Source organism: Janthinobacterium sp. 1_2014MBL_MicDiv (assembly GCF_001865675.1).
Taxonomy (GTDB): Bacteria; Pseudomonadota; Gammaproteobacteria; order Burkholderiales; family Burkholderiaceae_D; genus Janthinobacterium.
The window spans coordinates 591010-604940 of record NZ_CP011319.1; the positions used below are offsets into that span (position 1 = coordinate 591010).

Genomic DNA, 13931 nt, shown 5'->3' on the forward strand with positions numbered 1-13931 from the left:
GCTGCGGGAGTGGACAGGCACGGTTGTGGCTGCCGTTACCAGCTGAAGGATTTGGCGGCCGCCTTGTCCACCAGCTTGACTTCGACGGGAATTTGCGCCGGCACGTTGGCGCCCCATTTCTTGGCCATGGCGATGGCCAGCGCCAGGCGCACCTGGTCGCGCGGGTACTGGGCGGCCGTGGCGATGAACTTGGAATTGGGTTTCTGCATCGCCTTGATGGCTTCCGGCGCGCCGTCGACGCTGGTCAGTTTCACGTCCTTGCCGCTCGCTTCGATGGCCGACAGCGCGCCCATGGCGCCGCCGTCGTTGACGCTGAAGATGCCTTTCAGCCTGGGCTGCGCCTGCAGGATGTTTTCCGTGACGGTCAAGGCCTGGTCGCGTTCCTGCTTGCCGTTCTGGCTGGTGACGATCTTGATGCCGGGAAAGGCCGCCAGCGCATCCTTGCAGCCGCGCACCCGTTCCAGGATGGGCACGACGGGAATGCCGTCGAGGATCGCCACGTCGCCCTTGCCGTCCAGGCTCTTGGCCAGGTAGGTGCAGGCCAGCTGGCCCGCATTGAAATTTTTCGAGCCGACGAAGGAATCGACGGGGCCGTTGGCATTCGCGTCGACGGCGACGACGATGACGCCGGCCGCCTTGGCCGACTTGACGGCCGACTGGATGCCCACCGAATCGGTCGGATTGAGCAGCAGGATATCGATCTTTTTCTGGATCATGTCTTCCACATCGCTCGTCTGTTTTGCCACGTCATGGCGCGCATCGGTGATCACCACCGTGGCGCCGATGCTGGCGGCCGCCTCTTCCAGCGCCTTTTTCATGGTGATGAAATACGGGTTATTGAGTTCCTGGAAGGACATGCCGATCTTCAGCGGCGCGGCGCTGGCGCTCATGGACAGGCTGGCGGCACACAGGGCAGTCGTGGACAGGGCAAGCAATTTTCTTTTCAACATCATCGTCTCCTCGTTTTTGAGCATGGTTTTTTTGATTGTCGTGGCAGCCTTGCCTTGCCTGCTGCCGGGGCATGAAGCGAAACATCAGTTGCCGGGCGCCGCCATCTTCAAGCCGTCGTAGCGGCGAAACTTGGACGGCGAGATCCCCTTGTGGGCGAGGAACTGGCGGTTGAAATTGGACAGGTTGTTGAAACCCACCTGGTAGCAGATATCCGTGATGCTCAAGGCGCTGTTGCTGAGCATTTCGCAGGACAGCTTGATGCGCAGCAAATTCACGTATTGCACAAAGGAAATGCCCGTGTGCTTGCTGAACGAGCGCGAGAAGGAGCTGACGTTTTGTCCGATCAGTTCGGCCAGCTCCGACTCGCGCAGGTCGGTTGACAGGTTCTTGCCGATGTAGGCCAGCGCCAGGTTGATTTTCGACGCCATGTAGCTGTGCGGATCGGGCAGGTAGCTGGGGCTGGACAGCGTGCGTCGTTCGCTGTCGTGCAGCAGCAGTTCCAGCAGCGACAGGAAGAGCATGACCCGGCGGCAGCCGCGCGCTTCCAGCAGCGCCTGCATCAGCGGGCGGGCGGCGGCGCCGGCTTCCGGCGTAAACAGCAGGCCGCTGCGCGATTCGGCCAGCAGGGTGGTGACTGGCTGCAATTCCGGGAAGGCGGCGATGGCCTTGGCGATGAATTCGGCCGTGAATTGCAGGATCAGGCAGCGCTGTGGCACGGGCTGGTTGTCGGGCAATTCGCTGACCCAGTTGTGCGGCAGGTTGGGGCCGGACATGACCAGGTTGCCCGGTTCAAAATCGCCGATATAGTCGCCGACGAAATACTTGCCGCTGGTGTCCGTGATCAGCTGGATTTCATATTCGGGGTGAAAGTGCCAGCGCACGGTGCGGTAGGGGTAGCCGTGCGACCAGGCTGTAAACGATTCATCGGCGGGCACGCAGACGACTTCGAGATCGGGATGCATGGCGGTCTCCGCGCGGTTCAGGCGAGGCGTGGAACGGCGCGGCGGAAACGTGGCGTGGCGGCGAGGCGGATGCGTGTCATGGCGTGTCTCCTGCTGGGTTACCGTGCGCTCCAGCCATGTTGCCGGCCGGGCGGGTTATTGGTTATGTCCCCATTCTATGCAGGCGAGCCGGGCAGGGCTACCGATTACATGTGATAAAACCGATACTTTTTTTGCATTTGCAGGGTCGGGGATGGCCCAGGGTCAAATTTTGTGCATTGCGTCAAATGCAATTGGGCAATGACGCGGTGGGGGCGGGGAGGCGGAAGCGCAGCGGCCAGGCGGGCCGCTGCGGGGTCAGGCAGAAGGGGGCAGCTGGATGCTGCAGCTTACGCCAGCTTGGCGAAGACCTTGCGCGCGGCGGCGATGGTGGCGTCGATGACGGCGTCATCGTGCTGCGCCGAGACGAAGCCCGCCTCGAAGGCGGCTGGCGCGAAGTACACGCCTTCGTCCAGCATGGCGTGGAAGAAGGCGTTGAACTTGCTGCGGTCGCCCGCCATCATTTCCGCATAGCTGGTCGGTGGGTGTTCGCTGAAATAAATGCCGAACATGCCGCCGATGTAGTCGGCGCAGAAGACCACGCCCGCTTCTTTCGCCGCGGCGGTCAGGCCTTCGGCAAGGCGCCGGGCCGTGGCGCCCAGTTGCTCGTAGAAGCCCGGCTGCTGGATCAGTTTCAGGGTTGCCATGCCGGCCGCCACGGCCACCGGGTTGCCCGACAGCGTGCCGGCCTGGTAGACGGCGCCCAGCGGCGCCATGTGGTGCATCAGCGCGGCGCTGCCGCCGAAGGCCGCCACCGGCATGCCGCCGCCGATCACCTTGCCCAGCGCAGTGAGGTCGGGCTTGATGCCGTACAGCGCCTGCGCGCCGCCCAGCGCCACGCGCAAGCCGCACATGACTTCATCGAAAATGAGCAGGGCGCCGTGCTGCGTGCACAGCTCGCGCATCGCCTGCAGGAATGCCGGCGTGGCTTTCACCAGGTTCATGTTGCCGGCCACGGGTTCGACGATCACGCAGGCGATGTCCGCACCGAAGCTGTCGAAGGCGTCCTTCAGTTGCTCGACGTTGTTATAGTCGAGCACCAGCGTGTGCTTGACGAAGTCTTCCGGCACGCCGGCCGAGGTCGGGTTGCCGAAGGTGAGCAGGCCGCTGCCTGCCTTCACCAGCAGCGAATCGGCGTGGCCGTGGTAGCAGCCCTCGAACTTGACGATCTTGTCGCGTCCCGTGGCGCCGCGCGCCAGGCGCAGCGCGCTCATGGTCGCTTCCGTGCCCGACGATACCAGGCGCACCTGTTCGATCGACGGCACCAGGCGCGTGATTTCCTCGGCCATCAGCACTTCGCCTTCCGTCGGCGCGCCGAACGACAGGCCCAGCGCGGCCGCATCCTGCACCGCCTTTACCACTTGCGGGTGGGCGTGGCCGACGATGGCCGGGCCCCACGAGCCGATATAGTCGATATAGCGCTTGCCGTCGGCGTCCCAGAAGTACGGGCCTTCGGCGCGCGTGATGAAGCGCGGCGTGCCGCCCACCGAGCGGAAGGCGCGCACGGGCGAGTTGACGCCGCCTGGCGTGGTTTTTTGCGCGCGGGTAAACAGGATGTCGTTCTGGGAAGTCGTCGTCATGATAATCGTGCCTTGAAAGTGGATCGTTGTCTGTGTCGTCTGGTCTGCACCGGCCAGCGGCTATTGGTCGCCGCACTGGCGCTGCTGCTGGAACAGCCGGTTCGGCACCAGCTTGCCCATGCCGTGGCGCTGTGCATGCGCCAGCGCGCCGGTGGTAAATTCCTGTGCCGCCACGACCGCTTGCGGCACGTCGTCCTCGTTTTCCGCCAGGGCCAGCAGGGCGGTGGCCGCCGCCGACAGGGTGCTGCCGGCGCCGTTGAAGATGCCGGGCAGGTGGCGCCACTCATCGTGGCGCACCACGCCATCCTCGCCGAACAGGGTATTGGCGCGCAGCTTGCCTTCGGCCGTGCCGGCCTTGCTGGCGTCGGCCGGCATACCGGTGACGAGCACGTATTCGCAGCCCAGCGCCACCAGGTAGTCGACATCGTTCTGCAGGGTGTCGTCCGGGTCGGCGTCGCGCCAGGTCTCGGCCAGGCGTTCCAGCTCCACCGGCGAGAGCACCAGCAGGGTCGTTTGCGGGATCAGCAACTGGCGCACGGCGGTGAGGATGTCTTCGTCGTCCATGCCCTGTTCCGGCAGCGCCGAAATGAAGGGATCGAGCACCAGCGGCACGTTCGGATAGTCGGAAACGATTTCGGCGATGGCCGTGACGTTTTCCACGCTGCCCAGCGCGCCGATCTTGATGGCGGCGACGGACATGTCTTCCAGCAGCACGCGCGCCTGGTCGGAAACCCAGTCAGGATCGATCGCCTGCACGTCTTCCACGCGCGCCGTGTCGCTGATCAGCAGGCCCGTGGTGACGGACAGGCCGTGGCAGCCAAAGGCTGAAAACGTGGCCAGATCGGCCTGGATGCCGATCGCGCCGACGGGATCGGACACGCCGAAGCTTAATATGAGGGGAGAAGTTTGGTTTTGCACGGCGGGTAGATTAAGATACCTAATTCAGCATTTTACTTGATTGAAGGGTGGCAGAACGTGAGTAGCAACGAAACAACGCAGCAATTCCAAACGTGGATGTGTCTTATTTGCGGCTGGGTTTATGATGAAGCGGCCGGCCTGCCCGACGAAGACATCGCTCCGGGCACGCGTTGGGCCGATGTTCCGATGAACTGGACCTGCCCTGAATGCGGCGCGCGCAAGGATGATTTCGAGATGGTAGCCATTTAATCAATCCTGATCAATTGGCAATCCGTTGTCATGTGCTTGATGGCCGCAGCCTATGCTATGGTATGAAAGATTGCCGAATAATCAAATGACGAGTCCGTTACTGCCCGAGGCATCGTCCGCTACGGCGTGCGCCGGCCCGACGATCCTGGTCATCGACGACAGCGCCACCATACGCTGCCTGGCCGAGAAAGTCCTGGGCGAGGCCGGCTACCGCGTGGTGGTGGCGGAAAACGGTTTCGCTGCGCTGGCCAAGATCGGCGACTGCCGCCCGGCGCTGATCGTGTGCGACATCCTGATGCCGCGCCTCGATGGCTACCGCACGTGCGCGCTGATCAAGGCCAGCGCGGGTTTTTGCACGACGCCGGTGCTGATGCTGTCGTCGAAGGAAGGCTTGTTCGACCGCGCGCGCGGCGCCATGGCCGGCGCCAGCGCCTGCCTGGCCAAGCCGCTGACGCGCGAAGCGCTGCTGGCGGCCGTGCGGCTGCACCTGGCCAGCCGTTTTTAGTATGATGTACCCAACGCAGCAAGGAAGTAAACACACACATGGCCATACACACAATTCTGATCGTCGATGACTCGCCGACAGAGCGCTACTACCTGAGCGAGATGCTGGTGCGCGCTGGCTATGCCGTCATGACGGCGGAAGACGGCGCCGACGCGCTGGCGCAACTGAAGCAGGCCAGGCCCGACTTGATCCTGATGGACGTGGTGATGCCCGGGGCGAATGGCTTCCAGATCACGCGCGCCATCGCCCGCGATCCTGAACTGCAGGACGTGCCGGTGATTATCTGCTCCAGCAAGAGCCAGGAAACGGACCGCATCTGGGGCTTGCGCCAGGGCGCGCGCGATTACCTGGTCAAGCCCGTGGTCGAAGCCGACCTGCTGGCCAAGATCGCCGCGCTGGCCTAGGCAATGCACACGATGCCCGGCAACGGCGTGCCTGCCCCGGCTTTTCTGCCTGCCATTCCCGCCATGCCCTCGCACGAGACTGGCGCGCGGCAGGGGCGCTTGCGCCAGTACCAGCTGCAATTGCTCGAGCGCGTGCAGGCCGCGCGCAGCGGCGCGCTGGCGGCGCGCAAGGAGCTGGGCGTGCTGCTCGGTGGCCGGCGCTGCCTGCTGGACCTGACGCAGCTCGGTGAAATCGTCATCCCCGCGGGCCTGTCCATCCAGGGCGTGCCGCTGGCGCAGGACTGGTACCTGGGCCTGGCAACCATGCGCGGCCGCCTGACGGCGGTCGTCGACCTGGCCCGCTACATGGGCGAAGCGGCCTGCGTGGCGGGCAGCGACAGCCGCATCATCACGTTTTCTCCCCGTTTGGGCATGAATTGCGCATTGCTGGTCGAACGCGTGCTGGGCTTGCGCCAGCAGCGCGGCATGCAGTCCGTCTGCCTGCCCGATGCGCCGCCGCACGCGCCGCTGCCGTGGGCCGCGCAGCTGCTGCGCGACGGCGAGGGTCAGCAATGGCTGCGCCTGGACCTGGCGCTGCTGGCGCAATCGGCGCGCTTCCAGGATGCCGGTTTTACTTGCATGCCCGTGCACGAGGACAGGCGCTGATGGGCGCCAGTTCCCCCATCCTGGCGGCCGGCTTGCCCGAGGCGGAGCACGGCCTGGGCGAGGCGGCGTTGCCGGCCGACCTGCCGCTGCGCCTGCGCGATGCGCTGGGCCGGCGCCGGTCGCTGGCCAGCGCGCCGGCCAGCGACTTGAAGCTGCCGCTGATCGGCCATCTGCCGCTGCAAAAGCAATTGAGCATCCTGTCGACGGTGATGGCCCTGAGCCTGGCCGCCAGCCTGCTGTTCGTGGGACTGAACACGCGCAGCGGCAACATCGCCTCGGCGCAGACGCAGCTGGCCAGCGACGCGCTGATGCACTCGCAGCGCATCGGCAAGGCCGCGCCGAACGCCGTGCAGGGCAATCCGGAAGCGTTCCGCCAGCTCGAGGAAAGCCGCAACGAGCTGAACCAGGATTTCCGCCTGATGCAGCGCGGCGGCACCTATCACGGGCGCGATATCGGCGAATCGCGCTCCGGCCTGCTGGCGGCGGTGGCCGATGCGCGTAAAAAATGGGCCAGCAGCGACCGCGCGGCCAGCACCATCCTGCGCCTGAAGACGGAATTGGGCGAATTCGACAAGACCTTGCAGCAATTGAACGCGCTGTCGCCCGCCTTGCTGGCGCAAACCGAGGAAATCGCGGCGCTCAAGGTGCAGCGCGGCGGCAATGGCCGTGACCTGGCCGTCATCGGCCGGCTGATGATGCTGACCCAGCGCATGAGCCGCAGCGCCAGCGAATTCCTTGGCTCGGGCAGCATCAGCTCGGAAACGGCGTTTTCGTTGGGACGCGACACGACGTATTTCCGCGCCGCCGTCGAGGGCCTGCTCAATGGCAGCGTCTCGCTGCAGCTGGCGCCCACGCGCGACGCCGAGCTGCGCGACCGCCTGGTGGCGCTGAAGGCCAGTTTCGACAACTACCAGAAGCTGGTGTCGTCGATCCTCGACCGCCTGGATAAATTCAGCTCGGCGAAAAGCGCCGAGCAGCTGATCTTCAACGAGAACGAGGACCTGCGCCAGCGCCTGACGCTGCTGCAGCAGATGTACCACGCGAACCAGGAAACGCTCGGCGTGGCCTTCTGGCTGATGGTCGGCGGCGTGCTGCTGACGCTGATCGCGGCGGCAGGCATCGGCCGCGTGCTGCTGCAGGATTCCGTCAACCGCACGCGCGACGCCGAGCGACGCCGCCAGGAAGCGGAAATCCTGCGCCTGCTGTCGCAGGAAAAGGAAGCGCAGGCAAAGGCCAAGAATGACCAGAACCAGGCGGCCATCCTGCGCCTGATGAACGAGCTGCAGAAGGTGGCTGACGGCGACCTGACGGTGCAGGCGACGGTGTCGGAAGACATCACGGGCGCCATCGCCGATTCCGTCAACTACACGGTCGAGGAGCTGCGCGGCCTGGTGGGCAGGGTGACGGCCACCGCCGAACAGGTGAACCGCGCCTCGACGCAGGCGCAAAGCATCTCGAGCAAGCTGCTGATCGCTTCGCAGCAGCAGTCGCGCGAAATCCTCGACGCCAGCGCCACCGTGGTGAAGATGGCCAACGCCATTACCGACGTGTCGAAATCGGCCAGCGTCTCGGCCGACGTGGCGCGCCAGTCGGTGGCGGCCGCGCTGCAGGGCTCGACGGCGGTGGAAAACGCCATCAAGGGCATGCATGAAATCCGCGAGCAGATCCAGGATACCTCCAAGCGCATCAAGCGCCTGGGCGAATCGTCGCAGGAAATCGGCGAAATCACGGAGCTCATCTCCGACATCACGGAGCAGACGAATGTGCTGGCGCTGAACGCCGCCATCCAGGCCGCATCGGCCGGCGAGGCGGGACGCGGCTTTTCCGTCGTCGCCGAGGAAGTGCAGCGCCTGGCAGAACGCTCGGCCGCCGCCGCCAAGCAGATCGGCGCGCTGGTGCGCACCATCCAGGCCGATACCCAGGATGCCACCCGGGCGATGGAAAAATCGACTCAGGGCGTGGTCGAGGGCGCGCGCCTGTCGGACGCGGCCGGCGCCGCCCTGAACGACATCAGCGAAGTGTCGAAGCACCTGGCCGAGCTGATTCAGGGCATCTCGTTCGCCACCGGCACGCAGGCCGGTTCGGCCAGCGGCGTGGCCTTGAACATCCAGCATATCCTGAGCGTGACGGAGCAGACCCAGGATGGCACGCAGCAAACGGCGCAATCGATCCATAAACTGTCGATGCTGGCGCAGGAACTGAAAAATTCGGTGTCGCGCTTCCGCGTCGCCGCCTGAACGCCGCGCCAGACGATGGCGCGGCGCGTTGTGCGTACCGATTTTCGCGCTACGATTCCTTTACCGAGGCATGCATGAGCACACCAGATAGTCCGCAGCAGTCCAAGCCGTTCGACAGCGAACCCCTGTCGTGGGTGATGGTGGAAATCCGCGAAGCGCTGGGCCGCTCGAAAACGGCGCTGTTCGAAGCCGGTGGCCGCGAGCGCGAGGAGCGCGCCACGGCCCTGCAGCATGCGCGTTCGCACCTGCATCAGGCGCATGGCGCGCTGGTGATGGTCGACGTGGCCGGCGCCAGCCTGCTGACGGCCGGCGCGGAACAGGCGCTCGCGCGTTTTCGCGACGGCAGCCTGGAATACACGGTCGATCATGCGCAGGTCGTCGCCGAACTGTATCAGGCCCTCGTCGAATACCTGGAAGACCTGGTGGCCGGCGCGTCGCCGCAACCGACCCGCCTGTTCCCCTACCATCGCGCCCTGCAGGCCATGCTGGGCGTGGAACGCATCCATCCGGCCGACCTGTTCTTCCCGCCGGCCGCCATGCTGGACGGCCACGCCATCGCGCTGGCCGAGGCGCCGCCGGCCGCGGATTATCCGGCCTGGCGCGGCCGTTTTGAAAAATCGCTGCTGCCTTTCCTGAAGGCGCAGGACGCCGGGGCGCAACGCCAGCATGCCGCCGCCCTGCACGAGACATTGACCCTGGTGGCCGACGCGCAGCAGGAAGCGCCTGCGCGCACCTTCTGGTTCACCATGCAGGCATTTGCCGAACTGGCGGCCAGCGGGCAGGTAGCGCATGGCTTGTATGTCAAGCAGCTGTTCGGCCTGATCAACCTGCAATTGCGCCGCCTGGCGCAGGGCGCTGCCAGCTTGCCCGAGGCGATGCTGCGCGACGCGCTGTTCTTCATCGCCGCGGCAGACGCACCGACGCCGGCGGCAAGCCAGCTGCGCGCCGCCTTTGCGCTGGACGGCCTGGCGGTGGCCGACGTGGAAACGCGGCGCTACGGCCAGGTCGACCAGGATGCGCTGCAAGGCGCGCGCGCGGCGCTGGCGCAGGCGCGCGCCAGCTGGAGCCGTCTGGCGCAAGCCGATCTCGATCCGGCGCTGGGCGACGCCTTCGATCAGTCGCTGCAACAGGTGGCCGCGCATGCCGATGCCCTGAAATTGCCGGCCCTGGCCAGCTTGCTGCGCCAGTGCGCGGACGTGGCGCGACAGGCCGTGGCGAGCGGGCGCAGCGCGGCGCTGGAGCAGGAGATCGGCACGGCGCTGCTGTTTGCCGAGACGGGCCTGGAGCAGGTGCGCCGTCTGCCCGACGATTTCGCCGGCAATGCGGAAACCCTCGCCGCGCGCCTGCAGGCGTTGCTGGCCGGCGCGGCGCCGCTGCCGGCCGCCGCCGGCGAGCTGTCGCGCCAGATCGAGCAGGGGCAGACCGTCGCCGCGCTGGCCGACGCCATGAAGGCAGGGCTGCGGCAGGTGGAAAAGTTGCTCAACGAGTACTACGCGGATGCCGCGCGGCAGGCCTCGCTGGCGGGCGTGTCTCCCGTGCTGGCGCGCCTGCAGGAGGGCCTGGCCGGACTGGGACTCGACGATGCGTGCGCCGCCGTGCAGCAGGTCGATACCGCCGTCGAGCGGCTGGCGGCAAGCGATGCGCCGGCTGGCGCGCAGGCCGAAGCGCTCGACGAGATCGCGCAAAATGTCAGCGCGCTGGGCTTCTTTGTCGATATGCTGGGACGCAACGCGCAGGCAGCCAGCGCGCGTTTTCATTTTGACGCCGCTGCCGGCACCTTCCGCGCGCTGCCGTTTGAAAAAGTCGCCGCGGCCGGGACGGTGCCGGTGCCGCTGCTTGACCAGGCCTTACCGCCGGCCGCGCCGGCCGCCGTGGATGCCGGGCCGGCGCTGGCCGATGTCGATGCCGAGATGCTCGATATCTTCATCGCCGAGGCGCGCGAAGTGCTGACGTTCATCGACAGCACCCTGGCGTTGCCGCGCGAGCAGGCCGCCAGCGGCGAACACCTGGCCATGCTGCGCCGCTCGTTCCACACGCTGAAGGGCAGCAGCCGCATGATCGGCCTGGCGCAGTTTGCCGAGGCTGCCGCCGCCGTCGAAAGAGTCATGAATACCTGGCTGGCCGAGGCGCGTCCGGCCAGCGACGATCTGTTCACCTTGCTGAACTACGGCTGGTACCAGCTCAGTGAATGGGTGGCCGAACTGGAGGGCGGTGCGGGGCGCGAGCGCGAAGCGGGCATGCTGCTGGCGGCGGCCGAACGGGTGCGCGAAGGCGGCCCGTTCGAGTTGCGCAAGCCGCGCCCGGCCGCGCCGTTGGCCAGCAATGGCAATGTGATCGGTTTTCCTTCCGCCACCGCGCCCGGCGTGCACGAGGCGCCCGACGATCACCTGAAACACGTGGGCGAGCTGCGCATCGGCCTGCCCTTGTACAACATCTACCTGGCCGAGACGGACGAACTGCTGCGCGTGCTGACGCGCGACTTCGGCGAGTGGCGCCATGAACCGCGCGCCGTCAGTGCCGAGGCGCTGCAAGCCGTGCATACGCTGGCCGGCACTTCGGGCACGGTCGGCTTCCTGTCCCTGCGCGACCTGGCGCATGCGCTGGAGACGACGATTGAAACGGCGGTGCCGCCGCTGGCGGGCCTGCAGGACGCGCAGCACGATGTGCTGGAACAGGCCACGCAGCGCATCGCGCAGATGCTGCAGGCGTTCGCGCTGGGCGACCTGGCGCCGGCGCAGCCGGACATGATCGAAGCGCTCAACGCCCTGTGGCGCGCGTTGACGGCGGCGCCTGGCGCGAGCGCGCAAGATCCGCTCGATGCCCTGTTTGCCGCCACCTATGCCAGCATCGTCGGCGCCGCGGCGCCGGAGACGCCGCCGGCCGAGGTGGCCGAGGTGACCGAAGCGGCAGAAACGGCAGCCGGCGCCGAGCCGGAAGCGGCCGTGCCGCAGCTCGATACGCTGTTCCAGACGACCTACGCCAGCATCGTGGCCGATGCGGTGCGGCCGCCGGTGCCGGCGCTGGAACGCGGCGCCAGCGACGACCTGTTCGACGCCGGCTTCGATCACCCGCCGCCATTGGAGCATGCCGTGCCGGATGCGCTGGTGCCTGCCACCATGCCGCCCGATGCGGCTGCGCTGCTGGCGGCCAGCGCCGGCATCAGCGATGAACTCGACCTCGACCTGCTGTCGGTCTTCCTGGAAGAGGGCACCGATCTGCTGCCGCAGATCGGCGAAGCGCTGCGCAGCTGGCAGCAGCAGCCGCAGGACAGCAGCCAGGCGCAGATGCTGCTGCGTACCCTGCATACGGTGAAGGGCAGCGCGCGCATGGCCGGCGCCATGCGCCTGGGCCAGCATGCGCATGAAATCGAGACGCATATCGAAAACATGCTGCATGCGGGCACGGCCACGCCACAGGCGTTCGAGGAATTGCTGGCCCATTACGACCATGCGCTGCACCTGTTCGAGCAATTGCAGCAGCCCTTGCTGCCGCTGCCTGGCATGGAAGACACGCCTGCCGCCGAACCGAAGGCGGCGCTGGTGCGCGTGCGGGCCGATATCCTCGACCGGCTGGTGAACCAGGCGGGCGAAGTGTCGATCACGCGCTCGAAAATGGAAAATGAAGTGGGCGTGCTGGGCGCGTCGCTGGCCGAGTTTTCCGACAACCTGCAGCGCTTGCGGCGCCAGTTGCGCGAAGTGGAAATGCAGGCCGAGTCGCAGATCGCCTCGCGCATGGCCGTCGGCAGCGAGCGCGATTTCGATCCGCTCGAATTCGACCGTTTTACGCGCTTGCAGGAACTCACGCGCATGATGGCCGAAAGCGTCAACGACGTGGCGTCCTTCCATGAAAACCTCAGCCATAGCGTCGACGCGGTGACGGACGACCTGGTGCTGCAGGCACGCCTGACGCGCGAGCTGCAGCGCGACCTGATGCAGATCCGCATGGTGCCGTTTGCCAGCATCGCCGAACGCCTGTTCCGCGTGGCGCGGCAAAGCGCCAAGGAAGTCGACAAGCGCGTCAACCTCGATATCCGCGGCAGCGGCGTGGAAGTCGACCGCAGCGTGCTCGAACGCATGGCGGCGCCTTTTGAACACCTGCTGCGCAACGCCATCGTGCATGGCGTCGAGCCGCGCGATGCGCGCCTGGCCGCGGGCAAGAGCGAAACGGGCGAGCTGCTGGTGCAGGTCAGCCAGCAGGGCAATGAAGTGGCGATCGCCTTTTCCGACGATGGCGCCGGCCTGGACCTCGAGCGCATTCGCGCCAAGGCGCACAGCGCCGGCCTGCTGGCGCCGGATGCGCAGCTGAGCGATGCGCAGGCGGCCGAACTGATTTTCGCACCCGGCTTTTCCACCGCCGACAGCCTGACGGAACTGGCAGGCCGCGGTGTCGGCATGGATATCGTGCGCTCCGAAGCGGTCGCCCTGGGCGGCCGCATCGAGACCGTGTCGGTGCCTGGGCAAGGCATGCGCTTCACTATTCATCTGCCGCTGACCCTGGCCGTGACGCAAGTGGTGCTGCTGGCGGCGAACGGGCAAACCTATGCCCTGCCTTCCGTGCTGGTGGAGCAGGTGCTGCACCTGAAGGGCGGGCAGCTGGCACAGGCGCAGGCGGCCGGGCGCATCGAGTCGCACGGGCAGTCGCTGGCGCTGCACCACCTGTCGGCCATGCTGGGCGAGCCGCCGGTGGCGCAAACCGTGCAGCGTTACGCGCCCGTGCTGTTGCTGAGGAATGGCAATGACAGGCTGGCGCTGCAGGTTGACGACGTGCTGGGCAACCGTGAAGTGGTGGTCAAGCACGTGGGCCCGCAACTGGCGCGCATGCCCGGCATTGCCGGCGCCACGGTGCTGGGCACGGGCGACATCGTGCTGATCCTGAACCCGGTGGCGCTGGCGCAGCACCTGGAGCACCATCCCGAACTGCTGTCGCAATACGCGCTGGCATCCGGTGCGCACCGCGCCGCCTCCAGCATGCTGGCCGCGGCGCGCGCCTGCGTGATGGTGGTGGACGATTCGCTCACCGTGCGCCGCGTGATGCAGCGCCTGTTCGAGCGCGAAGGCTACCAGGTACTGCTGGCGAAGGATGGCGTCGATGCGCTGGAACAGCTGCATGCACTGGAGGCGTCGGCCATGCCGGCGCTGCTGCTGCTCGACGTGGAGATGCCGCGCATGGATGGTTTCGACCTGACGCGCAATGTACGCAGCGACGACAAGACGCGCGACATTCCCGTCATCATGATCACCTCGCGCAGCGCCGACAAGCACCGCACGCACGCGTTCGAACTGGGCGTGAATGCGTATTTCGGCAAGCCGTTCCAGGAGGATGAATTGCTGGCCGAGGTGAACCGCCTGCTGACGGCGGCTTGAACGAAGCTTGCCTGTCCGCCAGGCGCGGACAGGCATGAA

10 protein-coding genes are annotated in these 13931 nt (G+C 66.5%); 6 read left to right on the forward strand and 4 right to left on the reverse strand.

Translation table 11 applies throughout. From position 1 onward, the window contains the following. Positions 1-35 precede the first annotated feature (35 nt). The 4 genes from YQ44_RS02560 to thiD all read right to left on the reverse strand — a co-directional run bounded on the left by YQ44_RS02560 (position 36) and on the right by thiD (position 4489). Positions 36-953, reverse strand: coding sequence for an ABC transporter substrate-binding protein (locus YQ44_RS02560; protein ID WP_083412093.1), 918 nt, complete (start codon positions 951-953; stop codon positions 36-38). A gap of 81 nt (positions 954-1034) precedes the next feature. Then, positions 1035-1913 (reverse strand): AraC family transcriptional regulator, encoded by an 879-nt coding sequence (locus YQ44_RS02565; protein WP_071322039.1) that lies wholly within the window; start codon positions 1911-1913, stop codon positions 1035-1037. 368 nt (positions 1914-2281) lie between these two features. After that, entirely contained in the window at positions 2282-3571 is a 1290-nt protein-coding gene (gene hemL, locus YQ44_RS02570) for a glutamate-1-semialdehyde 2,1-aminomutase (protein ID WP_071322040.1), read from the reverse strand. Positions 3572-3631: 60 nt separating this feature from the next. Further along, positions 3632-4489, reverse strand: a complete 858-nt coding sequence (gene thiD, locus YQ44_RS02575) for a bifunctional hydroxymethylpyrimidine kinase/phosphomethylpyrimidine kinase (protein WP_071322041.1) — start codon at positions 4487-4489, stop codon at positions 3632-3634. A 96-nt stretch (positions 4490-4585) separates the two neighbouring features. On the opposite strand from thiD, the gene YQ44_RS28015 reads away from it, so the two are divergent. The 6 genes from YQ44_RS28015 (at position 4586) to YQ44_RS02600 (ending at position 13892) form a co-directional block, all read left to right on the forward strand. Then, positions 4586-4738, forward strand: coding sequence for a rubredoxin (locus YQ44_RS28015; RefSeq protein ID WP_038488910.1), 153 nt, complete (start codon positions 4586-4588; stop codon positions 4736-4738). An 85-nt stretch (positions 4739-4823) separates the two neighbouring features. Next, positions 4824-5243: a response regulator gene (locus tag YQ44_RS02580; protein WP_071322042.1), complete on the forward strand. Its 420-nt coding sequence runs from the start codon at positions 4824-4826 to the stop codon at positions 5241-5243. A gap of 38 nt (positions 5244-5281) precedes the next feature. Beyond that, the gene (locus tag YQ44_RS02585) at positions 5282-5647 is read left to right on the forward strand and encodes a response regulator (protein WP_071322043.1); all 366 of its coding nucleotides are present in this window, start codon (positions 5282-5284) and stop codon (positions 5645-5647) included. 3 nt (positions 5648-5650) lie between these two features. Then, complete coding sequence (locus YQ44_RS02590; protein ID WP_083411607.1) at positions 5651-6292, forward strand: chemotaxis protein CheW; 642 nt, start codon at positions 5651-5653, stop codon at positions 6290-6292. Further along, on the forward strand, positions 6292-8529 hold the full coding sequence (locus tag YQ44_RS02595) for a methyl-accepting chemotaxis protein (RefSeq protein WP_071322044.1): 2238 nt from the start codon (positions 6292-6294) through the stop codon (positions 8527-8529). Before YQ44_RS02590 ends, YQ44_RS02595 begins: the two co-directional genes overlap by 1 nt. 74 nt (positions 8530-8603) lie before the next feature. Continuing rightward, on the forward strand, positions 8604-13892 hold the full coding sequence (locus YQ44_RS02600; protein ID WP_071322045.1) for a hybrid sensor histidine kinase/response regulator: 5289 nt from the start codon (positions 8604-8606) through the stop codon (positions 13890-13892). Positions 13893-13931 lie beyond the last annotated feature (39 nt).

What these genes read in the sequence shown, in the direction of transcription:
- YQ44_RS02580 (WP_071322042.1), top strand. Translation starts at nt 4,824, where the DNA reads ATGACGAGTCCGTTACTGCCCGAGGCATCGTCCGCTACGGCGTGCGCC.
- YQ44_RS28015 (WP_038488910.1), top strand. Translation starts at nt 4,586, where the DNA reads ATGTGTCTTATTTGCGGCTGGGTTTATGATGAAGCGGCCGGCCTGCCC.
- YQ44_RS02590 (WP_083411607.1), top strand. Translation starts at nt 5,651, where the DNA reads ATGCACACGATGCCCGGCAACGGCGTGCCTGCCCCGGCTTTTCTGCCT.
- YQ44_RS02560 (WP_083412093.1), bottom strand. Translation starts at nt 953, where the DNA reads ATGATGTTGAAAAGAAAATTGCTTGCCCTGTCCACGACTGCCCTGTGT.
- YQ44_RS02585 (WP_071322043.1), top strand. Translation starts at nt 5,282, where the DNA reads ATGGCCATACACACAATTCTGATCGTCGATGACTCGCCGACAGAGCGC.
- YQ44_RS02600 (WP_071322045.1), top strand. Translation starts at nt 8,604, where the DNA reads ATGAGCACACCAGATAGTCCGCAGCAGTCCAAGCCGTTCGACAGCGAA.
- YQ44_RS02595 (WP_071322044.1), top strand. Translation starts at nt 6,292, where the DNA reads ATGGGCGCCAGTTCCCCCATCCTGGCGGCCGGCTTGCCCGAGGCGGAG.
- YQ44_RS02565 (WP_071322039.1), bottom strand. Translation starts at nt 1,913, where the DNA reads ATGCATCCCGATCTCGAAGTCGTCTGCGTGCCCGCCGATGAATCGTTT.
- hemL (WP_071322040.1), bottom strand. Translation starts at nt 3,571, where the DNA reads ATGACGACGACTTCCCAGAACGACATCCTGTTTACCCGCGCGCAAAAA.